Origin of the sequence: Leifsonia sp. NPDC080035, from assembly GCF_040050925.1 — a bacterium.
Taxonomy (GTDB): Bacteria; Actinomycetota; Actinomycetes; order Actinomycetales; family Microbacteriaceae; genus Leifsonia.
Window position 1 is genome coordinate 3,336,479 of record NZ_CP157390.1, and the last position, 24,944, is coordinate 3,361,422.

A 24,944-nucleotide genomic window follows, 5' to 3' on the forward strand; every position below is an offset into this window, starting at 1 on the left:
CGCCTTGGCGTCGGCTGGGGCCGGGGGCGCGATCACCGGTCGACGAGTCCGTTGTCGTACGCGAAGATCACGGCGTGCACGCGATCGCGCAGCTGGAGCTTGGAGAGCACCCGGCCGACGTGCGTCTTCACCGTCGACTCGGTGAGGAAGAACTTCGCGCCGATCTCGCCGTTGGTCAGGCCGTCCGCCATCGCCAGCAGGATCTCGCGCTCGCGCGGGGTGAGGGCGGAGGCGGGGTCGCCGCCTGCCGCCGTACCGGACGCGCCCGCGGGCAGCCGGTCGGCGAAGAGCTCGAGCATCGAACGGGTGATCCTGCCGGTCACGGCGGCATCGCCCGCGGCGACCGCCCGGATCGCCGCGATCAGCTCGGCCGGCCGCGCATCCTTCAGCAGGAAGCCGCTGGCGCCGGCGCGCAGGCCGCCGAACGCGTACTCGTCCAGGTCGAAGGTGGTGAGGATGATGATCCGCGCCTCCGGGTTCGCCGCGACGATCCTGCGTGTGGCCTCGATGCCGTCCATCGACGGCATCCGCACGTCCATCAGGATCACGTCCGGTCGCGTCTGGACCGCGAGCCGCACGGCCTCGGCGCCGTCGGGAGCCTCCCCGACCACGGTCAGGTCGGGCTCGGCCTCCAGCACCATCCGGAAGCCAAGGCGTACGAGCGCCTGGTCGTCGACGAGCAGGACGCGCAGGGGAGCGGGGTCGGTCACGGGTGTCTGTCTCCTCGGATGTGGTCTCAGGCGTCGGGGCCCGCTGGGATGCGATCGTCGCCACTGCGCGGTGGGACGGTGTCGAAGGTGGCGACGAGCCGCCAGCCGCCGCCCCGGCGGGGACCGGCCTCGAGCGTCCCTCCGTACAGCGCGACGCGCTCGCGGAGTCCGAGCAGGCCGCGGCCGGAACCGGCGACCGCCTCGGTGCGCACGCTCGCGTCGTCCTCCACAACGATACGGGTGCGGTCATGGCCGAAGGCGATCCGGACCGTGACCGCCGTCGCGAGCGACGCGTAGCGCAACGCGTTGGTCAGGGCCTCCTGCACGACGCGGAAGACGGTCAGCTGCTGCCCGACGTCCTCCGGAGCGGTGCCGCTGACGGTGATCCGCACCGGGAGCCCGGCTGCGCGGAACCGCTCGACGAGCTCGCGCAGTTCGCCGAGTCCCGGCTGCGGAGCGTGCTCCGCGCCGTCGCCCTCGCCTGCCCTCAGCACTCCGAGCAGCCGGCGCATGTCGGCGAGCGCGCCGCGCCCAGTCTCCGCCACCATCCGCATCGCCTCCGCGGACCGCTCGGGGGCGGTCTCGGCGAGGGAGGCGGAGCCGTCGGCGAGGGTGATCATCACCGTCAGGCTGTGCGAGACGATGTCGTGCATCTCTCTCGCGATCCGGCTGCGCTCGGCGGCGGTGGCGATCTCCGCCTGCTGGTCGCGCTCGCGGGCGAGCTGCCGGGCGCGGTCGATGAGGGCGAGCAGGTAGCGGCGCCGGTTGCCGACGTTGACGCCGAGCAGCACGGCGACGACGCACAGCGAGAGCACGGCGAACGCGGACGGCGCCGCCTCCGCATCCAGCGGCGTGATGACGAACAGCTCGCCGAGGATCGACGTCGCGGCGAGCGAGGTTATCGTGACGCCCGCGGTGATCGCGTAGCCGATCCAGGCCGACCGCACCGAGCGGTAGACCGCGAGGGCGTAGAGCGCGAACATCGCCGGCACGAAGTCCACATCGTGCCCGAGGAACACGCTGACCGCGAGCGCGCTCACCGTGATGGCGAACACGGCGCGCGGGTGCACCCGGCGTGCGATGAGCGACGCCCCGGCCACCGAGGCGACCATCAGGTGGATCGCGACGGTCACGCTCGGGTGCGCGACCATCATCAGCACGCCGTAGGCGAGCGCCGGCACCAGGTACACACCGGCGACGAAGAGGTCGACGACGACGGGATGCGCCGCCAGGAACCGACGGATCGCCCCGGGCGGCCTCGGCAGTTCGAGGGCGCCCGGGGCGGGATCCGGAGCGGTCACGGGAGGGGTCAAGCGTCGCGGCGCTGCAGGAGGATGGCGCCGAGGATGAACGAGACGGCCGCCCAGACCAGGACGGTCACGACATTCGCCCACGGCTCGAGCGTCCCGTTGGTGCCGCCGGACATGCCGGTCCCCGCGTTGCTGATGAGGTAGTGCGACGCGTCGGTCACCCACTTCTGGTTCATCAGGTTGCCGAACAGGCTCGCCAGGATCGGCAGCAGGAACAGCACGCCGAGCGCCGCGGCGATGCCGCCTGCGCTCGCCTTCACGATGGTGCCGATGCCGAGCGCAAACACTGCGACGAGGCCGAGGTAGAGCGCGGCGCCCAGGATCGCCCAGAGCGTGTCCTGCGTGAACAGGTCGCCCGTGTAGCCCTTGCCGGTCAGCATCGGGACCGCGATGGCCCAGGAGATGGCGATGCTCACCAGGCCGACGATGAACGAGGTGAGGAAGAGCACGATGGCCTTCGCCGCCAGGACCGGGAACCGGCGCGGGACCGCCGCGAACGAGGAACGGATCATGCCGGTCGAGAACTCGCCGCTGATCACGAGGACGCCGAGGACGGCGACCACCAGCTGCGCGAACATGAGGCCCGAGGTCGCGGTGTTCGTCACGAAGTCCGCGAGCTGCGCCGGCGGCACCTGCGCGCCGAGCGTGGACGCGTTCGGCACCACGGCGGACAGCAGCGCGGCGAGGCCGACGACGATCACGACGACAGCGACGAGCGTCCAGAACGTGGAGCGCAGCGAACGCAGCTTGATCCACTCGGAGCGGACGACGCGGGGGAAGCTCAGCCGGCCGAGCGAGGAGTGCGGGTGCTGCTGCACGGCAGCGGTTGCGGTGCTCATCGGGTGACCTCCGAGTGGTATTCGACCTCGTCCTGCGTCAGTTCGAGGTAGGCCTCCTCGAGGGAGGCGTTGATGGGGGTGAGCTCGTGGAGCACGACGCCGGTGGCCGCGGCCATGTCGCCGATCTGGGCGGCGGTCAGGCCGGTGACCTCGATCAGCTGGGACTCGACGCCGGTGATCGTGACGTCGGGGCCGGCGATGGTGCGGGCGAGCTGATCGACCTGCGGGGTCCGCACACGGACGGCGCCGCGGGTGGCGCCGGCCAGGATCTGCTCGACAGGGGCGTCGGCGAGGATGCGGCCGCGGCCGAGCACGATGATGTGATCGGCGGTCTGCGCCATCTCGCTCATCAGGTGCGAGGACAGGAAGATGGTGCGACCCTGGCCGGCGAGGTGCCGGGCGAACTGGCGCACCCAGAGCACGCCCTCCGGGTCGAGGCCGTTGACCGGCTCGTCGAGGATGAGCGTCGCAGGGTCGCCGAGCATGGCGGCGGCGATGCCGAGCCGCTGGCCCATCCCGAGGGAGAAGCCGCCGACGCGCTTGCCCGCCACCGACTCGAGCCCGGTGAGGCCGATCACCTCCTCCACGCGGCGCTTCGGGATGCCGTGGGTGGCGGCCATCGCGAGCAGGTGGTTGTAGGCGGTGCGACCGGTGTGCACGGCCTTGGCGTCGAGCAGGGCGCCGACCTCGCTGAGCGGGGACTGCAGGTCCGCGTAGCGCTTCCCGTCGATGGTGGCGGCGCCCCGGGTCGGGCGGTCCAGTCCCATGATCATGCGCATGGTGGTGGACTTGCCGGCGCCGTTCGGGCCGAGGAAGCCGGTGACCTTGCCCGGCTGGATGGTCGCCGTGATGTCGTCGACGGCGGTCTTGGAACCGAACGTCTTGGTGAGGCGGTCGAGTTGGATCATGTCTTCGACCCTAGGGCCGCCGCTCGCCCGGCAACATCCTCCCCGGGTACCATCCCCGCCCCGCACACGTCGCCGCCGAGTACGCAGATCCTCTGCGTACTCGGCGGCTTTCGTGCGATTTTCTGCGTACTCGCGGGTTGCGCGGTGCGGGTTACGCGGCGTCGCGGGCCTGGGCGGCGAGGGCGCGCTCGACCCCGGCCAGGTTCTCCACGACGAGGCGGCGGAGGGCCGCTGGCTCCGGGTTGGCGTCGAGCCACGCGCGGGTGGCGTCGCGGAGCTCCGCGTTCGCCAGCGGCGCCGGGTACATCCCGGAGACCAGGTACTCGGCGATCTTGTAGCTGCGCGAGGCCCAGATCTCCTGGAGCGCCGCGAAGTACGGCTCGACGAAGGCGGCGAGCACGGAGGTGTCCGCCGCGCGCTGGAAGCCCATCCCCGTGAAGCGGACGATCGTGTTCGGCAGAGCGTCCGAGCCGAACACCGAATCCCAGGCCGCCTGCTTGCCTTCGAGCGTCGGGATCGATGCGCGGGCCTGCGCGGCGAACTGCCCGCCGTTGGCGGTGTTGTCCGCCGCGAGCGCCGCGTCGATCTCCGCGGTGCCCGCCGCGCCGCCGGCGACGAGCGCGATCAGCAGCTCCCAGGCCAGGTCGGTGTCGACCGTGAGACCGGGCAGCTGGGTCGAGCCGTCGCGGAGCGCCGCGATCGCCTGCACGTGCTCCTCGGTGGAGGCGAGGGCGGCGAAGAACTTCACGAACTGGAACTGCGCGTCGCTGCCCGCCTCGGCCTGCTGCGCGAGCGTCCACAGCGCGGAGGCCGCCTCCTCGCTGGTCTGCTTCTGCCGCTCGGGAGCGACGTAGGAGGTCGCTGCCAGAACGAGCTGGTTCAGCGTGGTGCGGATGGTGGTGGACTCGGTCTCGGAGGCGATGTTGCCGAGCACCAGGCGCACGTAGTCGCTCGCCGGGGTCTCGGCGTCGCGGGTGGCGTCCCAGGCTGCGCCCCAGACCAGCGAGCGCGCGAGCGGGCTCTCGATGGAGGAGAGGTGCTCGACCGCGGCGGCCAGCGACTCCTCGTCCAGGCGGATCTTCGCGTAGGCGAGGTCGTCGTCGTTCAGGAGGACGAGCGCCGGGCGCTTCGTCCCGACCAGCTCGGCGACCTCGGTGCGCTCGCCGTCGACGTCGAGTTCGACGCGCTTGTCGCGGACCAGCCGGCCGTCGACGAGGTTGTAGAAGCCGATCGCGAGGCGGTGCGGACGGATGGTCGGGTAGTCGGCGGCAGCCGACTGCAGCACGGCGAAGGAGGTGATCGTCCCGTCGGCGTCGACCGCGATCTCCGGGCGGAGCGTGTTGACACCCGCGGTCTCCAGCCACTTCTCCGACCAGTCGGTGAGGTCGCGGCCGCTTGTCGCCTCCAGCTCGACGAGCAGGTCCTTCAGCTCGGTGTTCGAGTGCGCGTGCTTCGTGAAGTACTGCGCGACGCCGGCGAGGAAGTCGTCCTGGCCGACCCACGCCACGAGCTGCTTGAGCACCGAGGCGCCCTTCGCGTAGGTGATGCCGTCGAAGTTGACCTGCACGTCCTCCAGGTCGTTGATCGTGGCGACGATCGGGTGGGTGGATGGCAGCTGGTCCTGCTTGTACGCCCAGCTCTTCTCCATCGCGGCGAAGGTCGTCCACGCCTCGTGCCATTCGGTGGCCTCGGCGGTGGCGAGGGTGGAGGCGTACTCGGCGAACGACTCGTTCAGCCAGAGGTCGTTCCACCACTTCATGGTGACCAGGTCGCCGAACCACATGTGGGCGAGCTCGTGCAGGATGGTGACGACGCGGCGCTCCTTGATCGCGTCGGTGACCTTGGAGCGAAAGACATAGGTCTCGGTGAAGGTGATCGCGCCCGCGTTCTCCATCGCGCCGGCGTTGAACTCCGGCACGAACAGCTGGTCGTACTTCTCGAACGGGTACGCGTAGTCGAACTTCTCCTCGTAGAACGCGAAGCCCTCGCGCGTCTTCTCGAAGATGTAGTCGGCGTCGAGGTATTCCGCCAGGCTCTTGCGCGCGTACACGCCGAGCGGGATGGTGCGGCCGTCGCGGCTGGTCAGCTCGCTGTGCACCGACTCGTACGGGCCGGCGATGAGCGCGGTGATGTAGGAGGAGATGACGGCGGTGGGCGCGAACGCCCAGGTCTTCTTCCCGTCACCGGCGTCGGTCGGCTCCGGCGTGGGGGAGTTGCTGACGACCGCCCAGTGCGCGGGAGCGGTGACGGTGAAGCGGAACCGGGCCTTCAGGTCCGGCTGCTCGAACACCGCGAACATGCGGCGCGAGTCCGGCACCTCGAACTGGGAGTAGAGGTACACCTCGCCGTCGACCGGGTCCACGAAGCGGTGCAGGCCCTCGCCGGTGTTCGTGTAGATCGCGTCGGCGTCGACGGTCAGCACGTTCTCGGCCTGCAGGCTCTCCAGCCGGATGCGCACGCCGTCTGACACCTCGGCCGGGTCCAGCTCGACGCCGTTGAGGGTGACCGAGTGCACCGTGCGGGTGATCGCGTCGATGAAGGTGGATGCGCCCTCGGTGGCGGAGAAGCGAACCGTCGTGGTGCTGCGGAAGGTCTCCGGTCCGGTCGTCAGATCCAGGACGACGTCGTACTCGTGGGTCGTGACGAGCGCGGCGCGCTCCTGTGCTTCGATGCGGGTGAGGTTTTCTCCGGGCAACGCTGACTCCTTGGGAAAGGCGGAATGGCCGTGGATCGTGTCCACCCGATCCACCTTAGTGAGGTCGGGCCGGGGAGGTCGGTGGCCTTCCCTAGACTGAGCACATGCGCATCCACATCGCCACCGATCACGCTGGTCTCGACTTCAGCAGGCACCTCCAGGAGCATCTCGCGGCGGCCGGTCACGAGGTCGTCGACCACGGTCCGACCGAGTACGACCCGATCGACGACTACCCGGCGTTCTGCATCAACGCCGCCAAGGCCGTGGTGCGCGACCAGCAGGCGGGCGTCGAGGCGCTCGGCGTGGTGTTCGGCGGCTCCGGCAACGGCGAGCAGATCGCCGCGAACAAGGTGCTCGGGGTGCGCGCCGCGCTCGTCTGGAACGAGAGCACCGCGCAGCTCGCCCGCCAGCACAACGACGCCAACGTCATCTCGATCGGTGCACGGCAGCACACGGTGGAGGAGGCGACCCGCTTCATCGACGTCTTCATCGCCGAGCCGTTCTCGCTGGAGGAGCGGCACGTGCGCCGCATCGCCCAGCTGGCCGAGTACGAGGCGACTGGCGACATCGCGGGTAAGAACGTGGACCGCTGATGCCAGAGGGTCACTCCGTCCACCGCATCGCGAAGCAGTTCGCGGTCAATTTCGTCGGGCACGAGGTGGCGGTCTCCTCGCCCCAGGGCCGGTTCGCCGAGGATGCTCGGCGCATCGACGGCCACCGGATGACCGCCGCGAAGGCGGTCGGCAAGCAGATGTTCCTGGAGTTCGACAACGAGCTCTGGCTGCGCATCCACCTCGGTATCTACGGCGCGTGGGACTTCGCGGGCGACATCAGCGTCGACCCGACGATCGCGAGCGCGAACGGACGGATGGGCCAGACCAACCAGGCGGGGACCGTGTTCGACTCCGCGGGCGAGAACTCGCTGCACTCCATCGGAGCGCCCCGCCGCACCCGGCTGCGCATGGCCGAGTCGGAGAAGCTCGAGGACGAGATCACGGACTTCCCTCCGGAGCCCGTCGGCCAGGTGCGCGTGCGGCTGCTCACCGACACCGCGGTCGCCGACCTGCGCGGGCCGACGGCGTGCGAGGTGCTCGACCCGGCCGAGGTGGATGCGGTCATCGCCAAGCTCGGCCCGGACCCGCAGCTCGACGATGGGCCGGAGGCGGAGGAGGCCTTCGTCGCGAAGGTCCGCAGGAAGCCGACGGCGATCGCCCTGCTGCTGATGGATCAGAGCGTCGTCAGCGGCATCGGCAACGTCTACCGCGCCGAGCTGCTGTTCCGCGCCAGGCAGAACCCGCACACCCCCGGCAAGCAGGTGCCGGAGGACACGGTGCGCGCGCTCTGGCGCGACTGGGTGCACCTGCTGCGCATCGGCGTCGAGACCGGCCAGATGATGACGATGGACGACCTGGATCCGGAGTCCTACCGCCGCGCCATGGCCAATCGCGAGGACCGGCACTGGGTCTACAAGCGCGAGGGCCTGCCGTGCCGGGTGTGCGGAACGCACATCGTCATGGAGGAGCTCGGCGGCCGCAAGCTCTACTGGTGCCCGAAGGACCAGAAGTAGGGGGCCCCGCATGCGTCAGAACCCGAGCTTCACTCTCACCGACCGCGCCGAGATCGAGCGGATCATCCGCGAGAACCCGTGGGGCACCTTCGTGAGCAACGCCTCCACCGGTCTCGTCGCCTCGCACTACCCGGTCATCCTCGACGACACCCGCGAGGAGCTCAGCATCGTCAGCCACGTCGGGCGTCCCGACGAGCAGCTGCACGAGCTGGGCGAGCACGAGCTGCTCGTCATCCTGCAGGGGCCGCACGGCTACATCTCCTCCAGCTGGTACGACGCCGACCCGGCCGTTCCCACCTGGAACTTCGTCGCCGTCCACCTCTCCGGCGTGCCGGAGATCCTGAGCGCCGAGGAGAACCTCCAGGTGCTCGAGAGGCTGGTCGACCATTTCGAGCGCGAGCTGCCGGATCCCCGGCGGATGCGCGGCACCCTCGAGGACGAGCGCTACGCCGAGCGGATCTCCTCGGGCACCGTCGGCCTCCGCCTCACCCCGACGAAGATCGTGGCCAAGCAGAAGATGAGCCAGAACCGTCCCGACCACATCGTCGACAGCATCATGACCGAGCTCGGCGGCGACTCGCCCTACGCGAGCGAGGCCCTGCTGCGCGAGATGCGCATCGTCCACGACCGGCGCCGCACCGCGCGATGACCCTGCTGCTGACCGGAGCGCGCATCCCCGGCGGCTGTGCCGTCGAGATCGCGGTCGACGGCGGCCGCATCGTCGGGGTCGGCGAGCGGCTGGATGCGCCCGGCGCCGAGCGCCGCGACCTCGCCGGCCGGTGGGTCGTCCCCGGCCTCTGGGACGAGCACGTCCACTTCACGCAGTGGGCGCAGACGGCGCGTCGGCTGGACGTCTCGCAGGCCTCCTCGGCTGCGGAGGCCGCTCGGTTCGTGCGGCAGCGCGTCGAGGCGCAGCCGGGCGACGATGTCCTCGTCGGCTTCGGCTTCCACGACGCGCTCTGGCCGGACATCCCGACGCGGCGGCTGCTCGACGAGGCGGCGGGGGAGCGTCCCGTCGTCCTGGTCGCCGGCGACCTGCACTGCTCGTGGCTCAACACGGCGGCGTCCCGTCTCTTCGCGCCGGGGTCGGAGGACGCGGTCCTGCGCGAGGACGCGAGCTTCGCCGTCACGAGCAGGCTGACCGCCACCGACCAGGCGACGCTCGACCGCTGGGCGGCCGACGCGGCACAGGCCGCCGCCCGGCGTGGTGTCGTGGGCATCGTCGACCTCGAGTACGGCTGGAACATCGACACCTGGTCGCGGCGGCTCGCCGCCGGACAGGGCGACCTGCGCGTGGCGGCCGGCTTCTACCGCGAGGACCTGGAGCGGGCGGTCGCCCTCGGCCTCCGCACGGGCACGCCGATCGAGGGGACCGGCGGCCTACTGACGACCGGCCCGTTCAAAGTCATCTCCGATGGTTCGCTCAACACCCGCACCGCCCTGTGCAGCCATCCCTATCCGGACGGCGACCACGGCGTCGCGAACCTCACTCCGCGTGAGCTGATCGAGGGGATGCGCACGGCGACGCGCGCCGGGATCGAGCCGGCCGTGCACGCGATCGGCGACGAGGCGAACCACCGCGCCCTCGACGCATTCCAGGAGCTCGGGTCGGGCGGCCGGATCGAGCATGCCCAGCTCATCGACCCGGACGACGTCCCGCGTTTCGCAGCGCTCGGGGTGACGGCGAGCGTCCAGCCCGAGCATGCCATGGACGACAGGGACGTCGCCGACCGGCTCTGGGCGGGACGGACCGCGGACACATTCCCGTTCGCGGGCCTTCTCCGCGCCGGGGCGCGGCTGGCCTTCGGTTCCGACGCGCCGGTCGCCCCGCTGGACCCGTGGGTCGCGATCTCCGCCGCTGTTTTCCGCAGCCGCGACGGCCGCGAGCCGTGGCACCCCGAGAACGCGATCCCGGTGGATGCGGCGCTCGATGCCTCCTCACGCAGCGCGATCGTCGTTGGCGAGCCCGCCGACCTCGCGGTGATCGAGCGCGACCCGTTCGCCGCGTCCGCGGACGAGCTGCGCGGTATGCCGGTCGCCGCAACGCTGCTCGCCGGCCGGTTCACGCACGACGGGCTCGGGTGACGCGTTGACATCGCCCGACCGGCGGATCCGGCGCCAGCAGCGGACCTGGCGCCGCCAGGCGACGCGTTACGACGAGCAGATCGGCCGCGCCGAGAGCGGGGTCATCGGAACGGCACGCCGGTGGATCGGCGAGCGCGCCTCGGGCCGGACGCTGGAGGTCGCGGTGGGCAGCGGCCGCAGCATCCCGTTCTATCGGGACGATGTCGAACTGACCGGCGTCGACCTCAGCCCGGAGATGCTCGCGATCGCACGCACCCGCGTCGCCGGCCGCGCACATCCCGTCGAGCTGATGACCGGCGACGCGGAGGCTCTGCCGTTCGCAGACGGGGAGTTCGACACGGTCGTGTGCGCCCTGGCGCTCTGCAGCATCCCACGCCCGGCGGTCGCGATCGCTGAGATGAAGCGCGTGCTCCGGGTCGGCGGCACGCTGCTGCTCGCGGACCACGTCCGCAGCACCTGGCCTCCCGTGACGGCGGTGCTCTGGATGGCGGAGCTGTTCACCGTCCCGATCCAGGGGGAGCACCTCACCCGTCGGCATCTGGCCACGGTCCGAGCGGCGGGACTCACCGTCACCGAGCATGAACGGCGATCGTTCGGCATGATCGAGACGATCCGCGCCGTTAACTGACGGTCGCCCCGGGACGGCGGGTCCGGGGGCGACGGTCTGGCGAGGACCTACTCGCTGATGTGTGCGAACAGGAACCAGCGGTCCTTGTCGAGACCGCGCGCGATCTCGATCGCGACGTCCTGGCTGGTCTGGTCGAGCTCGTCGAGCTCCTTGACCGCGGTGTTGACGCTCGCCAGCGCCGCGTCGATCTGCGCGATGACCTCGGCGATGGTCTGGTTCGACGGGCGGAAGCCCGCGGTCAGCTCCGGGGTGGTGGTCTTGGCGGCGACCGTGGCCAGGCGCGCGTCGACGGGGAGGCCGAGGGCGACGATGCGCTCCGCGGCAAGGTCCGCCCATTCCTGCGCGTGGGCGACGATCGTGTCCAGCAGCTCGTGCACGCCGATGAAGTTCGCGCCGCGCACGTGCCAGTGCGCCTGCTTTCCGTCGACGACGATGGCGGTGAGGTCGATGACCACGGGGCTCAGGAACTGAGCGACCCCCGCGGCGACATCCGGGTTCGAAACGCTCTGGGTTGCAGCGATGTCCGTCATGTGGGGCGTCCTTTCTTCTGCCTGCGTCAACGCTACTGCGGCCCCGGAATTCCGCAACGAAGCTGAGGCTGCGCTAACTAAGGGCGGGTTAACCCCCGTACGGTTCGGGAGGCGCACCCGGTGGGTCCGTCCGCCCCCGCCCGCGAGGCTGGAGGCATGACGAACAGCACATCTGCCACGCTGGATGCCGTGACCCAGACGACGCCCCCGACGACGCCGACCGCGCCCGCCGCCCGCACCACGTACGGGTCGCTCTGGCGCGGCGTGCCGAGGGAGCTCGGTTTCCTCCTCCTCACCATGCCGATCGCGATCGTCGGGCTCTCCGTGCTGCAGACGTTGTTCTGGTTCGGTGTCGGCACCATCGTGATCTACGTCGGACTGTTCGTGCTGATCGGCACCTTCTACACCGCCCGTGGATTCGGGACGCTGGAGCTGGTCCGGCTGGAGTGGGCGGGCCGACCCCGCATCCAGCGGCCGAAGTGGGAGCCGGCGGACAAGCCGCGCTCGTTCTGGCGGTCGGCGTTCGGGCCGTTCGTGGACGGGCACTACTGGCTGTACCTGCTGCACGGGCTGTTCATCAACCCGATCGTGAGCATCGTCAGCTGGGCGATCACCATCGCCTGGACCTCCGTCGTGCTCGGCGGTCTGACCTCGTGGATCTGGCGGGGATTCATCCCGCGCGGCGATCAGGACATCTTCCTCTCCCGGGTGATCGTGGACGCCGTGTTCGGCGTGCACTCCAGCTTCGACCCGGTGGTGGGCGACCGCATCCTGGAGCTCATCCTCGGCGTGCTGTTCGCGGTGACGCTGCCGTTCGTCACCCGCGGGCTGACGCTGATGCATCACGCCATCGCCCGCGGGCTGCTGGGGTCGTGGCGCTCGGAGGCGCTGCAGCGCGAGGTCGCCGACCTGTCGGCGTCGCGCGGAGCGGCTGTCGCCGCGGAGGACCAGGCGCTGCGCCGGCTGGAGCGCGACTTGCACGACGGCCCGCAGCAGCGGCTCATCCGGCTGCAGATGGACATCGCGGCCGCCGAGCGCAAGCTGGCGGACGACCCGGACGCCGCAGCGTCGCTGCTCGCGGAGGCGAGGCAGCAGGCCGGCGACACCCTGCAGGAACTGCGCGCGCTCTCCCGCGGTTTCGCGCCGCCGCTGCTGCAGGACCGCGGCCTTCTCGCCGCGTCCGAGTCGCTGGCCGCCCGGAGCACAGTGCCGATGAGCGTGGAATCGTCGCTGGCGCCGGGGGAGCGGTTCAGCCCGGAGATCGAGCGCAACGCGTACTACGTGCTGGCCGAGCTCGCCGCGAACCTCGCCAAGCACTCCGGCGCCACCGCGTCCCGGCTGGTGCTCGACCGTCGCCTGGACGAAGCCGGCGCCGCCTGGCTGGACGTCTGGCTGACCGACAACGGCCGCGGCGGCGCGAGCGCCCTGCCCGGCCACGGGCTGAGCGGGCTGGCCGAGCGGGTGCACGGCCTGCGCGGAGAGCTCGTCGTGGACAGCCCCGAGGGAGGGCCCACCCGGATCGGCGCGCGCATCCCGCTCGCCTGACCCGGCGACGGGCGCCGAAGGGTCGTGACACGCCGCCTCGACACCATCGAGGCGGCACGTCGCGACCTCTCGGCGCGCGGAGACGCCGCGCCCTAGGGTGGAGGGGTGTCAGACGCCGCACCCCTCCGCCTCGTCGTCGCCGACGACTCCGTCCTGCTCCGCGAGGGGCTCATCCGGCTGTTCGACGAGGCCGGTTTCCAGACGATCGGCGCCTTCGGCGACGCCGAATCGCTGCTGGCCGCGATCCCATCCCTCGAGCCGGACGTCGCCGTGCTCGACGTCCGGATGCCGCCCAGCTTCCGCGACGAGGGCGTTCGGGCCGCCCTCGAGTTGCGGGCCGCGCATCCACGGGTCGCGGTGCTGCTGCTCAGCCAGTACGTCGAGGGCGCGTACGCCCAGGAGTTGCTGGCGAGCGGACGGGGCGGCACCGGCTACCTGCTGAAGGACCGGATCGCCTCCCTCGACGAGCTGAGGGACGCGGTCACTCGTGTCGCTGCCGGCGGCACGGTGCTGGACCCCGAGGTGGTGCGCGAGCTGCTGATGCGCCGCACCGACCCGCTCGCCTCGCTCACCCCGCGCGAACGCGACGTTCTGACGCTGATGGCGGAGGGCCGGACGAACGCCGCGATCGCCGCCCGACTGGTGATCGGCGTGGGCGCCGTCGAGAAGAACGTCACTTCGATCTTCCAGAAGCTCGCGCTGGAGGACTCGGGCGACGACCACCGCCGGGTGCTCGCGGTGCTGGCCTTCCTTCAGCGCTGAGTTCAGGCTGGCACGAGCACGCGCGAGCCGTCGCCGCATTCATGTGAAGGCATGGATCCTGCACCGCACTGAGCGCGTCGGTTCCCCGGTTGCGGCGATCCCGTCGTACCCTGGCCAGGGACGGTAGACCACGCGGTCTGGCCCGGATCGACCCCGACGCGACCCTGGAAGACGAAATGCCCCGACGAATCCCTCGAGCCCTTCTCCCTCTGCTCGTCGGCGCGCTCGCGACCGGCCTGACCGTGACGGGCGCCGCGCCGGCGCTCGCGACCAGCGGTCCCGGTTCGGCGGGCGAGCCCGCGACGACCCAGGGTTCCGCTGCGACCGCGACCCCGGAATCGGGTGCGCCCGAGCCCACCGCGCCGACGCCGGAGCCGACCCCGTCCGCGACGGGCACGCCGTCGCCGTCCGCCTCCCCGGCTCCTGCGCCGACGACGTCGCCGGCTCCGTCCGCGTCCTCGCAGGTCGAGATCGCCGAGGACCCGTCGCTCGCCACCCAGAACGCGGCGCGCAACCACGCAATGGGCTCGACGATCGCTGCGAACGACCCCAACAGCTCCGCGAAGTCGGCACGCGGCCTGTCGTCGTTCGCCGGCGGTCTCCCGCCGGGCGTCCCCGGTCTCGACGTGAGCGGCTGGCAGGTGCTCACCGCGGCGAACTGGCGCACCATCGCCGCAAACGGCGCCAAGTTCGTGTACGTCAAGGCGACGGAGAGCACGGACTACAAGAGCAGTCAGTTCGCCGAGCAGTACAACGACTCCTACGCTGCGGGGCTCATCCACGGCGCGTACCACTTCGCCACGCCGAACACCTCCTCGGGGGCGACGCAGGCGAACTACTTCGTGAACAACGGGGGAGGCTGGAGCGCGGACGGCCGCACGCTGCCGCCCCTGCTCGACATCGAGTACAACCCGTACGGCGCCACATGCTACGGCCTGAGCGCGGCAGAGATGGTGTCGTGGATCCGGGACTTCTCGAACACCATCCTGGCGCGCACCGGCCGCCTCCCGGCCATCTACTCGACCACCGACTGGTGGACGCGCTGCACCGGCAACAACCCGGGCTTCGGCGCGAACCCGTTGTTCATCGCGCGCTACCCCTCCAACATCTCCTCGGGCGCGGGGACGCTGCCGGCCGGCTGGTCGAACTACTCGATCTGGCAGTACGCGAGCTCGGGGATCTTCCCCGGCGACCAGGACACCTTCAACGGCACGCTGGCGAACCTGCAGCAGTTCGCCTCGAACGGTCCGATCGTCGAGCCGATGGCCGCGCCCGTGATCGGCGTCGGTGACTTCAACGGCGACGGCAAGCCCGACCTGATCGGGCGGCGGTCGAACGGCGCCCTGCTCTTCTACGCCGGCACCGGGTCGGTCACCGGCATGAGCACGGGATACCAGTCCGCCCAGCAGATCGGCACCGGCTGGGGCGTCTACGACGCGCTCGTCGGCACGGGTGACCTGAACGGCGACGGCAAGCCGGACCTCCTGGCGCGCAGGACGAACGGCACGCTCTGGTTCTACGCCGGCACGGGCAGGGTCGGGGGCGGCTCGGAGGGCTACGCGGCCGCCGTGCAGGTCGGCAGCGGCTACGACCAGTACTCGCAGCTCGTCGGCGCCGGCGACTTCACCGGCGACGGCAAGGCGGACGTGCTCGGGGTCAAGCCCGACGGAACGCTCTGGCTGCTGCCGGGCACCGGGCGCGCGGTGGCGAACGGGATCTTCGGCACGCCGACGCAGATCGGCAGCTCCTGGAACACCTGGAAGGTCCTCCTCGGCGTCGGCGACCTCGACCGGGACGGCAAGCCGGACCTGGTCGGCATCCGCGCGGACGGCACTGCGGGCTTCTACTCGGGCACGTGGTCCGCGCCGTACTACAAGGTCGCGGTCCCGATCACGATCCCGGGCGTCAGCTCCACCGACGTGTTCGCGGCGCCGGGCGACTTCGACGGCGACGGCATCCCCGACCTGCTCGACCGCACCGTCTCCGGTGAGCTCCGCTTCATCGGCGGCGGCCAGATCGCGGAGGGGTACGCGGCCGGCCGCGTCCTGAGCCAGAACTGGGCGTCGACGTCGCAGGTCATCCCTGCGGGCGACATCGACGGGGACGGCAAGCCGGATGTGCTCACCACGGGCACCGACGGCTCGCTGTACCTGCACCCCGGCACCCGGACCTCCACGGTCTTCGGCGCCTCGGTGAAGATCGGCTCGAACTGGACCGTGTACTCGCGGGTGGTCGCGACCGGGGACTTCAACGGCGACAAGAAGCCGGACTTCCTCGGGATCCGACCGGACGGCACGCTCTGGTTCTACGCCGGCACCGGCAAGGTCGGCAGCGGGGACGAGGGCTACGCGAAGGCGGTGCAGATCGGCCACGGCTGGAACGTGTACTCCTCGATCGTCGGGGTCGGCGACCTCAACGGCGACGGCAAGAACGACCTCGTCGCGGTCCGTCCGGACGGCGTCGCGATGTTCTACGCGGGCACCGGGATCGCGGACGCCACCCACGAGGGCTACAAGCCGGCCGTCCAGCTCGGGACGGGCTGGAACGGCGGCGCAGACCTGATCGGGCCGAAGGACTTCTCCGGCGACGGCAAGGCCGACCTCATCACGCGCACTCCGGACGGCACGGTGACGCTGAAGCTCGGCACCGGAACGGTCAATGGTGCGAAGACGTTCTCGCGCAACGCCCTGATCGGTCGCGGCTGGAGCATCTTCTCGTCGGTGGCAGGGGTCGGCGACCTCGACGGCGACGGGAAGAACGACCTGGTCGCCGTCCGGCCGGACGGCACGGTCTACTTCTACTCCGGCACGGGAGACGCGGGCGCCGTGACGACCGGCTACGCCAAGGCCGCCGTCGCGATCGGTCGCGGCTGGGACATCTTCCGCTGAACCCCGGAAACAGGAAAACCGCTGGTCATCGAGCCCGATGACCAGCGGTTTTCCGTGTCGGAGGGGATGACGGGAATCGAACCCGCGTAATCAGTTTGGAAGACTGAGGCTCTACCATTGAGCTACATCCCCGAAGCCGTCCACCCGGACGGCCGACGACCATCGTAGTACATAACGGGCCCGCGCCCGTGTGCAGTAGACTTGCGCGTGGTCTTTCGCACCGCTGAAGCCGGGGCGTAGCTCAGCTTGGCTAGAGCGCCCGCTTTGGGAGCGGGAGGTCGCAGGTTCGAATCCTGTCGCCCCGACGAGGACCTCGTTCCTTGCGAGTAGACCATCGTTCGAACATTCAGGAGAACCCAGACATCGTGAAGACCACGGTCGAGAAGCTCAGCCCCACCCGCACCAAGCTCACCATCGCGGTGACGCCGGAGGAGCTGAAGCCGTCCATCAACCACGCGTACGAGCACATCGCCGAGCAGGTGACCATTCCCGGTTTCCGCAAGGGCAAGGTGCCGCCGCCCATCATCGACCAGCGCGTCGGCAAGGCCGCCGTCCTCGAGCACGCGGTCAACGAGGGCCTGGACGGGTTCTACCGCCGGGCCGTCGAGGAGAACGACGTCCGTCCGCTCGGCCGCCCGGAGGCGGACATCACCGAGTGGCCGAACGAGAAGGACTTCTCCGGCGACCTGCTGCTCACCATCGAGGTGGACGTCCGCCCCGAGGTGACCCTGCCCGCCTTCGACGACATCACGATCACGGTCGACGCGGCCGAGGTCGGCGTCGACGACGTCGAGGAGGAGCTGGACCGCCTGCGCAGCCGCTTCGGCACGCTCGTGACCGTGGACCGCCCGGCCAAGAAGGGCGACTTCGCCCAGATCGACCTGGTCGCCGTCATCGGCGGCGAGGAGGTCGACACCGCCGCGAACATCTCCTACGAGATCGGCTCCGGCGAGCTCATCGACGGCATCGACGAGGCGCTCGAGACCCTCACCGCCGGCGAGACCACCACCTTCGAGGCCCCGCTCATGGGCGGCGACCACGAGGGCGAGAACGCCCAGATCACGGTGACGCTGAACGCCGTCAAGGAGCGCGAGCTCCCGGAGGCGGACGACGACTTCGCCCAGATCGCCAGCGAGTTCGACACCATCGGCGAGCTGCGCCAGAGCCTGCGCACGCAGGTCGAGCGCGCCAAGTCGTTCGGCCAGGGCACCGCGGCGCGCGACCAGCTCGTGGACAAGCTCCTCGAGCTCGTCGAGATCCCGGTCCCGGAGCAGCTCGTCGAGGACGAGGTGCACCGTCACCTCGAGCAGGAGAACCGCCTCGAGGACGACGTCCACCGCGCCGAGGTGAAGGAGTCGAGCGAGAAGACGTTCCGCACCCAGATCCTGCTCGACGAGGTCGCGCAGAACGAGGACATCAAGGTCAGCCAGGACGAGCTCACCCAGTACCTGGTGCAGGGTGCCGCGCAGTACGGCATGGACCCGAACGAGTTCGTGAAGATCCTCAGCGAGAACGGCCAGATCCCGTCGATGGTCGGCGAGGTCGCCCGCAACAAGGCGCTCGCGATCATCCTCGGCAAGGTCGAGGTCGTCGACACGAACGGCGCGAAGGTCGACCTGACCGAGTTCATCGCCCTGCCGGACGAGGACGACGCCGAGGACGCGGCGGCCGCCGAGGAGCAGCCCGCCGCCGAGCAGGCCGCGGACGAGGCCCCCGCCGAGGAGCCCGCCGCCGAGGAGAAGCCGAAGAAGAAGGCCGCCGCCAAGAAGAAGGCAGCCGACAAGTAGGTCGCATCGTGTGAGAGGCCGGGTCCCGCGTGGGCCCGGCCTCTCGTGCGTTCTGCACCATGACGGGACGAGAAGGGTGACGCGCATGGACGACTGGCAGGACCGCGTCGACGCGGTCTGGGACGCGGCAGGCGATCGCGACGAGCGGGAGACCGTGGCCGCGATCGATGCGCTCGTCGCCGAGCGCGACCCCGGCGACCCGATCGCGCTGTTCGAGGCGGCGGGGGCACGCGACTTCGCCGGCCGCGAGGCCGAGGCGGAACCCCTCTACAGGGCGGCGCTGGATGCCGGGCTCGCCGAGCCGCGGCGCGGGCAGGCGGTCATTCAGCTCGCGAGCACCCTGCGCAACCTCGACCGCCCGGACGAGGCGCTCGGGATGCTGCGCGACCTCCTCCAGGAGAACCCCGGTCACGAGCTCGCGAGCGCCGCGCACGCGTTCGCCGCGCTCGCCCTCTTCGACTCCGGCCTGCCCGCCGCTGCCCTGCGCGAGGCCCTCGACGCGCTCGCGCAGGGCCTGCCGCGCTACGGACGCGCCGTCGCCGCCTACGCGGCCGAGCTGGAGGACCGCTAGGCCGGAGACGCGTGAAGAACTCCCGAATCACTGGCACCCTCGCCATCGGTTCCGGAGTTGTTCACGGTTTGCATCGGCGTGTCGCGTGAAGAACTCCGGAACCGATGGCGGCTTGGCCGACCGTTCCTGAGTTGTTCACCCGCGCCGGGTGCGCCGACGGAGCACCGCCCCTGCGGCGACCGCTAGGCTGAGCGTGACAGTGCCTAGGGTTCCGTTCCCGCCCCGGCGGGTGGACTGGTCCGAGCGGCACCACGGGAGCGCACCGCGCCCCGTCATCTGACAGGACAAAAGCCCGGAGGATCCGATCCGTCGCGCCCACGCGACGGGGGAGAGGATCCTCGTGTCGCCCACCGCCCTGCTGCTCGTCGTCATCGCCGCGTTCTGCCACGCCGCCTGGAACCTGGCGTCCAAACGCGCCAGCGCCAGCGGCATCCCGTTCATCTTCCTCGGTGCGGTCGCCTCGACCGTGCTCTGGCTGCCGGCCGCCGGGGTGGACCTGGTGCTCGCGGGCGCCGACCTGCGCGGCCTGGCCGTCGGCGCCGGCGTCTCGGCGGTCATCCACGTCGGCTACATGTGGGTGCTCCAGCGTGGCTACCGGCACGGCGACCTCTCCGTCGTCTACCCGATGGCCCGCGGCACCGGCCCGCTGCTCTCCGTCGTGTTCGCGATCCTGCTGTTCGGCGAGCACCCGTCAGCGCTCGCCCTCGCCGGCGCCGCCGTCGTGGTGGCCGGGATCGTCGGCATCGGCCTCAGCACCGGTGCGCCCGCGGCCGTGCCGGGCGAGAGCGGACGGGGACGCGCCCGGCTGCTGCTCGGCCCCGGCGTCCTCTACGGCCTGCTCACGGGCGTGACGATCGCCGTGTACACGCTCTGGGACGCGTTCACGGTCAACGACCTCGGGGTCTCCCCGGTGTCGTTCATGGTGGGATGCTCACTCGGCGAGATCGTCCTGCTCGCCCCGATCGCGTACCGGCGCCGGGCGGAGGTGCGGGCGGCGTGGCGCGACTACCGCCGGCAGGTCGTCGTGGTCGGCGTGCTGTCGCCGCTGTCGTACATCCTGGTGCTCTGCGCGATGACGCTTGCGCCCGTCTCTCTCGTCGCCCCGACGCGCGAGCTGTCGGTGGTGCTCGTCAGCCTCGCCGGCTGGCTGCTGCTGCGCGAGCCCCGTCCGCTGCAGCGGCTCGCCGGATCCGCGGTCGTGCTGGGCGGCGTCGCGCTGCTCGCGCTCGGCTGACGCCACGCGGCGACACTGTATCTGCCCACGGCGAACAGCGCGGAAATGCCGGAAACCCTCCGATAGATTCATTTCCAAGCGACAAAGGAAACGGAGCGAACATGGCCGACATGGGTATCCAGCCCAGTGTTTTCGACAGACTGCTGAAGGACCGGATCATCTGGCTCGGGTCCGAGGTCCGGGACGAGAACGCGAATGAGATCGCCGCGAAGCTGCTGCTCCTGGCCGCAGAGGACCCGAAGCGCGACATCTACCTCTACATCAACTCTCCCGGCGGCTCCATCACGGCCGGCATGGCCATCTACGACACCATGCAGTTCGTCCCGAACGACATCGTCACCGTCGGCATCGGCATGGCGGCGTCTATGGGCCAGCTGCTGCTGACGGCGGGTACCAAGGGCAAGCGGTACATCACGCCGAACGCGCGCGTCCTGCTGCACCAGCCGCACGGCGGCTTCGGCGGCACCGCGAGCGACATCCAGACGCAGGCGCAGCTCATCCTCGACATGAAGAAGCGCCTCGCCGAGATCACGGCGTCGGCCACCGGCAAGTCCGTCGAGCAGATCAACGCCGACGGCGACCGCGACCGCTGGTTCACCGCCCAGGAGGCGCTCGACTACGGCTTCGTCGACCACATCCGCGAGTCGGCTCTCGACGTCGCCGGTGGCGGCGGAACCGACCAGGAGACCAAGTAGGACCCGCGAGAAGGACGAGGACCCACGAAATGAACACCCCTATGCTCGGCGGACCGTCCTTCGGCGGTCAGGCCTTCGGAGGCGTGCAGGCGCCAGGCGCCCGCTACATCCTGCCCAGCTTCGAGGAGCGCACGGCCTACGGCTACAAGCGCCAGGACCCGTACGCGAAGCTGTTCGAGGACCGCATCATCTTCCTCGGCGTGCAGGTGGACGACGCGTCGGCCGACGACATCATGGCCCAGCTGCTCGTGCTCGAGAGCCAGGACCCCGACCGCGACATCGTGATGTACATCAACTCGCCCGGTGGCTCGTTCACGGCCATGACGGCGATCTACGACACGATGCAGTACATCCGCCCGCAGATCCAGACCGTCGTGCTCGGCCAGGCCGCCTCGGCCGCCGCCGTGCTCACCGCGGCGGGAACGCCCGGCAAGCGCCTCGCGCTGCCGAACGCCCGCATCCTCATCCACCAGCCCGCCGTCGGCGAGGCCGGACAGGGGCAGGCGTCCGACATCGAGATCCAAGCGAACGAGATCATGCGGATGCGCACCTGGCTGGAGGAGACGCTCGCGCGGCACTCCAACCGCTCGGTGGAGCAGGTCAACAAGGACATCGACCGCGACAAGATCCTGTCCGCGGAGGAGGCCCTCGAGTACGGCCTGATCGACCAGGTGCTCACCAGCAGGAAGACGCTGCCGGCACTGGTCAAGTAGCCTGTCGCACATGGCGGAACGGGGCGGTCTCTTCGACGACCGCCCCGTTCGTCGTGTCAGGACGCGGTTGGATGCGGCGTACGACACCGCGGTCTGGCCGGCGTCGATCCCGGCGGTGGGCCAGCTGCTGCGCGAGGGACTCGACCTCCCGGCGGGCGTGACCTTCCTCGTCGGCGAGAACGGTGCTGGCAAGTCCACCATCGTGGAGGCCGTCGCCGAGGCCTATGGGCTCCCTCCAGAGGGTGGCAGCAACCAGGGCCACCACGCGACACGCCGCACCGAGTCCCCGTTGTCGGAGTGGCTCGCGCTGGAGCGCGCGCCCTGGGCGGCGAAGTGGGGCTTCTTCCTGCGGGCCGAGACCATGCACGGCTACTACACGTACTTCGAGTCCGTCGCGACCGCGGGCGACCCGCAGCTGCACACGATGAGCCACGGCGAGTCGTTCAACACGCTGCTGGAGACCCGGCTGAACCACCCGCAGTTCGTGGCCGGGCTGGTCTGCCTCGACGAGCCGGAGGCGGCGCTGTCGTTCCAGTCGACCCTCGGGTGGGTCGCGAACCTGGCGGTCATGGCGGAGCGCGGAACGCAGGTGCTGTGCGCGACGCACTCGCCGATCCTCTGCTCGCTGCCCGGCGCTCACATCCTCGAGCTCGGCGAGTGGGGGATCCGCGAGGCGGAATGGGACGACCTGGAGATCGTGCGCAACTGGCGGTCGTTCCTCGACGCGCCGGGACGGTGGCTGAAGCACCTGCTCTGAGCCGGTCGCCCCGCGCTTCTGCTCAGGGCGTAACGGCGCGCAGCGACCAAATGCGTCCCAGGTGCGCGCCAATGTCGCCGCCGCGGGTTAGGCTCGTCGGAGAGACCCGACAAGGAGGGGGAGACGGATGGCACGCATCGGGGAGAGCGCCGATCTGCTCAAGTGTTCCTTCTGTGGCAAGAGCCAGAAGCAGGTGCAGCAGCTGATCGCCGGTCCCGGCGTGTACATCTGCGACGAGTGCGTCGAGCTCTGCAACGAAATCATCGAGGAACGACTCGCCGAGGCGGGCGAGGAGGCGTCGAGCGAGTTCGACCTGCCGAAGCCGAAGGAGATCTTCGGCTTCCTCGAGGAGTACGTCATCGGCCAGGAGCAGGCCAAGCGCGCCCTTGCCGTCGCGGTGTACAACCACTACAAGCGGGTCCGCGCCAAGCAGACCATCACGTCGGCCGACGCGATCGACGATGTCGAGATCGCGAAGTCGAACATCCTGCTGATCGGCCCGACGGGCTGCGGCAAGACCTACCTCGCCCAGACGCTCGCGCGCCGGCTCAATGTGCCGTTCGCCGTGGCGGACGCGACCGCTCTCACCGAGGCGGGCTACGTCGGCGAGGACGTCGAGAACATCCTGCTGAAGCTCATCCAGGCCGCCGACTACGACGTCAAGCGCGCTGAGACCGGCATCATCTACATCGACGAGGTCGACAAGATCGCCCGCAAGGCAGAGAACCCGTCGATCACGCGCGACGTCTCCGGCGAGGGCGTGCAGCAGGCGCTGCTGAAGATCCTCGAGGGCACGGTCGCCTCGGTGCCGCCGCAGGGCGGCCGCAAGCACCCGCACCAGGAGTTCATCCAGATCGACACGACGAACGTGCTGTTCATCGTGGCCGGCGCGTTCGCCGGGCTCGAGGAGATCATCTCCTCGCGCGCGGGCAAGAAGGGCATCGGCTTCGGCGCCCCGCTGCACTCCAAGGGCGACGACATCAACCTCTTCAGCGAGGTGCTGCCGGAGGACCTGCACAAGTTCGGACTCATCCCCGAGTTCATCGGCCGGCTCCCCGTCGTCACGACGGTGACCCCGCTCGACCAGGACGCGCTGATGCAGATCCTCACCGAGCCGAAGAACGCACTCGTGCGTCAGTACCAGCGGATGTTCGAGCTCGACGGCGTGCAGCTCGAGTTCGAGCACTCTGCGCTCGAGGCGATCGCCGACCTCGCGGTTCTCCGCAAGACCGGCGCCCGCGGCCTTCGCGCGATCATGGAGGAGGTGCTCGGCCCGATCATGTTCGAGGTGCCGTCGAGCTCCGAGGTCGCTCGGGTCGTGGTCACCAAGGAGGCGGTGCTGGAGAACGCGGCACCGACTATCGTCCCGCACCGTCCGCGGCGCGAGGAGAAGTCGGCGTAGCCTCCGGCTCGGTCCGGATCAGGAGCGGCGGTGCCTTCGTCACGATCAGCCACGCCGGCAGCACCGCCAGCGACAGGATGGGCAGGATCAGCAGGTTGTGGGTCACCGCGACCCCGACGAAGATGGCGATCCAGCCGTCCCGGGTCACCGCGAGCGTGATCCCGAGCACCCCCGCGGCGACAGCAACGGCGACCGGGATCCCCGGCACGAGGGAGCTCGCCAGCGTCCCGACGGCGGCGCCGATGAAGACGGCGGGGAAGACCCGGCCGCCGCGGAAGCCGGCACCCGCCGCGACCAGCAGCGCCGCGAGCTTGACGACCGTGATCGTGACGAGCTGCCCTGCCGTGTAGTCGCCGCGGTGCGTGACGAGCTCTCCCATCTGCTGCAGCCCCTTGAAGAGGGTGATCGGGCCGCCGAGCGCGCCGAGGAGCCCGAGCACCGCTCCGCCCGCCAGGGTGATCAGCACCGGATGGCGCAACGCGTGGAACGCCCGATGGACGACGGGGAAGACGGTGGCGGCCAGCACGCCGATCGCGGCGGAGACGGCCGCGATGACGAGCGCGGCCAGCAGGTCCCACCCGGTCACCTGCGTGTAGGCCGGCATCGGGATGGCGAACGAGGGATGCGCGAGCAGCGTCATGGTCAGCGACCCGGCCGCTGCGGAGACGAGCGGGAGGAAGAGCTTGTCCCACACCTCGCCGCCGCCCCGGACGGCCGCGACGATGCCCGTGAAGACGAGCGCGGCGGCGACCGGGGTGCCGAACAGCGCCCCGATCGTGCCGGACGCGGCCATCAGCATCACGACGTTGGCGGGCACCCGTTTCCAGAGCCGCCCGATCAGGGTGACCATGATGCTGACGTTGATCGCGATGATCGGGTTCTCGGGCCCTAGGCTCACGCCCCCGGCGAGCCCCAGCATCGCGGCCAGCGCCAGCGAGGGCACCACGGCGAGCCGCAGCGGCGGCGCGACGAGCTCCGTCGTCGCCGAGTCCGGTCCGGCGTGGCCGGGGACCAGCCAGGCGGTCAGGCCGACCGCGAAACCGGTCACCGTCAGCACGGCGAAGATCCACCATCCCGACGACGGGTCGATGCCGAGCGCGTGCGGCAGGGCCGTCCACACGCCGTCCTCGACGACGCCGGCGATCTCGTCGACGGCCCAGAGCGTCAGGGCGCTCACGATGCCGATGACGAGCGCGGGGATGCTGAGCAGCAGCAGCGATCGCACGGTAGGCGCCGGGAGCACCGGTTCGCTCGACGTCATCTGCGCCCCCTTCCCGCGATGCGCTCAGGCTAGAGCGTCGGACGGGAAGGGGGCTAG

General features: G+C 70.5%; 22 protein-coding genes and 2 tRNA genes. 16 read left to right on the plus strand and 8 right to left on the minus strand.

Going from position 1 to position 24,944, the window contains the following annotated elements; translation table 11 throughout:
• Window positions 1-32 precede the first annotated feature (32 nt).
• The 5 genes from AAME72_RS16200 to pepN form a co-directional block, all read right to left on the minus strand.
• Window positions 33-710 carry a response regulator transcription factor gene (locus AAME72_RS16200; RefSeq protein ID WP_348787570.1) on the minus strand — a complete coding sequence of 226 codons (678 nt, stop codon included), beginning with the start codon at window positions 708-710 and terminating at the stop codon, window positions 33-35.
• A gap of 26 nt (window positions 711-736) precedes the next feature.
• Entirely contained in the window at window positions 737-2,011 is a 1,275-nt protein-coding gene (locus tag AAME72_RS16205; RefSeq protein ID WP_348787571.1) for a sensor histidine kinase, read from the minus strand.
• 8 nt (window positions 2,012-2,019) lie between these two features.
• Window positions 2,020-2,859 (minus strand): ABC transporter permease subunit, encoded by an 840-nt coding sequence (locus AAME72_RS16210; RefSeq protein WP_348787572.1) that lies wholly within the window; start codon window positions 2,857-2,859, stop codon window positions 2,020-2,022.
• Window positions 2,856-3,767: an ATP-binding cassette domain-containing protein gene (locus AAME72_RS16215; RefSeq protein WP_348787573.1), complete on the minus strand. Its 912-nt coding sequence runs from the start codon at window positions 3,765-3,767 to the stop codon at window positions 2,856-2,858. The genes AAME72_RS16210 and AAME72_RS16215 overlap by 4 nt, the downstream gene beginning before the upstream one ends.
• 151 nt (window positions 3,768-3,918) lie before the next feature.
• Window positions 3,919-6,462 (minus strand): aminopeptidase N, encoded by a 2,544-nt coding sequence (gene pepN / locus AAME72_RS16220; protein ID WP_348787574.1) that lies wholly within the window; start codon window positions 6,460-6,462, stop codon window positions 3,919-3,921.
• Between the two features lie 104 nt (window positions 6,463-6,566).
• On the opposite strand from pepN, the gene AAME72_RS16225 reads away from it, so the two are divergent.
• The 5 genes from AAME72_RS16225 to AAME72_RS16245 are packed head-to-tail and all read left to right on the plus strand — an operon-like array spanning window position 6,567 to window position 10,742.
• Window positions 6,567-7,055: a ribose-5-phosphate isomerase gene (locus AAME72_RS16225; protein ID WP_348787575.1), complete on the plus strand. Its 489-nt coding sequence runs from the start codon at window positions 6,567-6,569 to the stop codon at window positions 7,053-7,055.
• The gene (locus AAME72_RS16230; RefSeq protein WP_348787576.1) at window positions 7,055-8,029 is read left to right on the plus strand and encodes a zinc finger domain-containing protein; all 975 of its coding nucleotides are present in this window, start codon (window positions 7,055-7,057) and stop codon (window positions 8,027-8,029) included. The genes AAME72_RS16225 and AAME72_RS16230 overlap by 1 nt, the downstream gene beginning before the upstream one ends.
• Window positions 8,030-8,039: 10 nt before the next feature.
• On the plus strand, window positions 8,040-8,678 hold the full coding sequence (locus tag AAME72_RS16235) for an FMN-binding negative transcriptional regulator (protein WP_348787577.1): 639 nt from the start codon (window positions 8,040-8,042) through the stop codon (window positions 8,676-8,678).
• Window positions 8,675-10,114 (plus strand): amidohydrolase, encoded by a 1,440-nt coding sequence (locus AAME72_RS16240; RefSeq protein ID WP_348787578.1) that lies wholly within the window; start codon window positions 8,675-8,677, stop codon window positions 10,112-10,114. Before AAME72_RS16235 ends, AAME72_RS16240 begins: the two co-directional genes overlap by 4 nt.
• A 4-nt stretch (window positions 10,115-10,118) precedes the next feature.
• Window positions 10,119-10,742 (plus strand): methyltransferase domain-containing protein, encoded by a 624-nt coding sequence (locus AAME72_RS16245; RefSeq protein ID WP_348787579.1) that lies wholly within the window; start codon window positions 10,119-10,121, stop codon window positions 10,740-10,742.
• Window positions 10,743-10,789: 47 nt separating this feature from the next.
• Here AAME72_RS16245 and AAME72_RS16250 read toward each other — a convergent pair whose 3' ends face one another.
• Window positions 10,790-11,272 (minus strand): DNA starvation/stationary phase protection protein, encoded by a 483-nt coding sequence (locus AAME72_RS16250; RefSeq protein WP_348787580.1) that lies wholly within the window; start codon window positions 11,270-11,272, stop codon window positions 10,790-10,792.
• Between the two features lie 156 nt (window positions 11,273-11,428).
• On the opposite strand from AAME72_RS16250, the gene AAME72_RS16255 reads away from it, so the two are divergent.
• The 3 genes from AAME72_RS16255 to AAME72_RS16265 all read left to right on the plus strand — a co-directional run bounded on the left by AAME72_RS16255 (window position 11,429) and on the right by AAME72_RS16265 (window position 16,467).
• Entirely contained in the window at window positions 11,429-12,817 is a 1,389-nt protein-coding gene (locus AAME72_RS16255; protein WP_348787581.1) for a sensor domain-containing protein, read from the plus strand.
• A gap of 105 nt (window positions 12,818-12,922) precedes the next feature.
• Window positions 12,923-13,579: a response regulator transcription factor gene (locus AAME72_RS16260; protein ID WP_348787582.1), complete on the plus strand. Its 657-nt coding sequence runs from the start codon at window positions 12,923-12,925 to the stop codon at window positions 13,577-13,579.
• A gap of 176 nt (window positions 13,580-13,755) precedes the next feature.
• Window positions 13,756-16,467, plus strand: a complete 2,712-nt coding sequence (locus AAME72_RS16265) for an FG-GAP-like repeat-containing protein (protein WP_348787583.1) — start codon at window positions 13,756-13,758, stop codon at window positions 16,465-16,467.
• A 61-nt stretch (window positions 16,468-16,528) separates the two neighbouring features.
• On the opposite strand, the gene AAME72_RS16270 is transcribed toward AAME72_RS16265, so the two are convergent.
• Window positions 16,529-16,599 (minus strand) — tRNA-Gly (locus AAME72_RS16270).
• Window positions 16,600-16,697: 98 nt separating this feature from the next.
• Between AAME72_RS16270 and AAME72_RS16275 the strand changes: the two genes are divergently transcribed.
• The 8 genes from AAME72_RS16275 (at window position 16,698) to clpX (ending at window position 23,626) form a co-directional block, all read left to right on the plus strand.
• Window positions 16,698-16,772 (plus strand) — tRNA-Pro (locus AAME72_RS16275).
• Between the two features lie 60 nt (window positions 16,773-16,832).
• Complete coding sequence (gene tig, locus AAME72_RS16280; protein WP_348787584.1) at window positions 16,833-18,254, plus strand: trigger factor; 1,422 nt, start codon at window positions 16,833-16,835, stop codon at window positions 18,252-18,254.
• 85 nt (window positions 18,255-18,339) lie between these two features.
• Window positions 18,340-18,825: a tetratricopeptide repeat protein gene (locus AAME72_RS16285; protein WP_348787585.1), complete on the plus strand. Its 486-nt coding sequence runs from the start codon at window positions 18,340-18,342 to the stop codon at window positions 18,823-18,825.
• A 340-nt stretch (window positions 18,826-19,165) separates the two neighbouring features.
• Window positions 19,166-20,059, plus strand: coding sequence for an EamA family transporter (locus AAME72_RS16290; protein WP_348787586.1), 894 nt, complete (start codon window positions 19,166-19,168; stop codon window positions 20,057-20,059).
• A 101-nt stretch (window positions 20,060-20,160) separates the two neighbouring features.
• Window positions 20,161-20,754: an ATP-dependent Clp protease proteolytic subunit gene (locus AAME72_RS16295; RefSeq protein ID WP_314148398.1), complete on the plus strand. Its 594-nt coding sequence runs from the start codon at window positions 20,161-20,163 to the stop codon at window positions 20,752-20,754.
• 41 nt (window positions 20,755-20,795) lie between these two features.
• Complete coding sequence (locus AAME72_RS16300; RefSeq protein ID WP_348790161.1) at window positions 20,796-21,467, plus strand: ATP-dependent Clp protease proteolytic subunit; 672 nt, start codon at window positions 20,796-20,798, stop codon at window positions 21,465-21,467.
• 10 nt (window positions 21,468-21,477) lie between these two features.
• A complete protein-coding gene (locus tag AAME72_RS16305; RefSeq protein ID WP_348787587.1) occupies window positions 21,478-22,224 on the plus strand; it encodes an AAA family ATPase in 747 nt (248 codons plus the stop codon).
• A 127-nt stretch (window positions 22,225-22,351) separates the two neighbouring features.
• Window positions 22,352-23,626 (plus strand): ATP-dependent Clp protease ATP-binding subunit ClpX, encoded by a 1,275-nt coding sequence (gene clpX / locus AAME72_RS16310; protein ID WP_314148401.1) that lies wholly within the window; start codon window positions 22,352-22,354, stop codon window positions 23,624-23,626.
• Here clpX and AAME72_RS16315 read toward each other — a convergent pair.
• Window positions 23,583-24,887: an ion channel protein gene (locus tag AAME72_RS16315; protein WP_348787588.1), complete on the minus strand. Its 1,305-nt coding sequence runs from the start codon at window positions 24,885-24,887 to the stop codon at window positions 23,583-23,585. The two genes, clpX and AAME72_RS16315, sit on opposite strands and share 44 nt — an antisense overlap.
• Window positions 24,888-24,944: the final 57 nt, after the last annotated feature.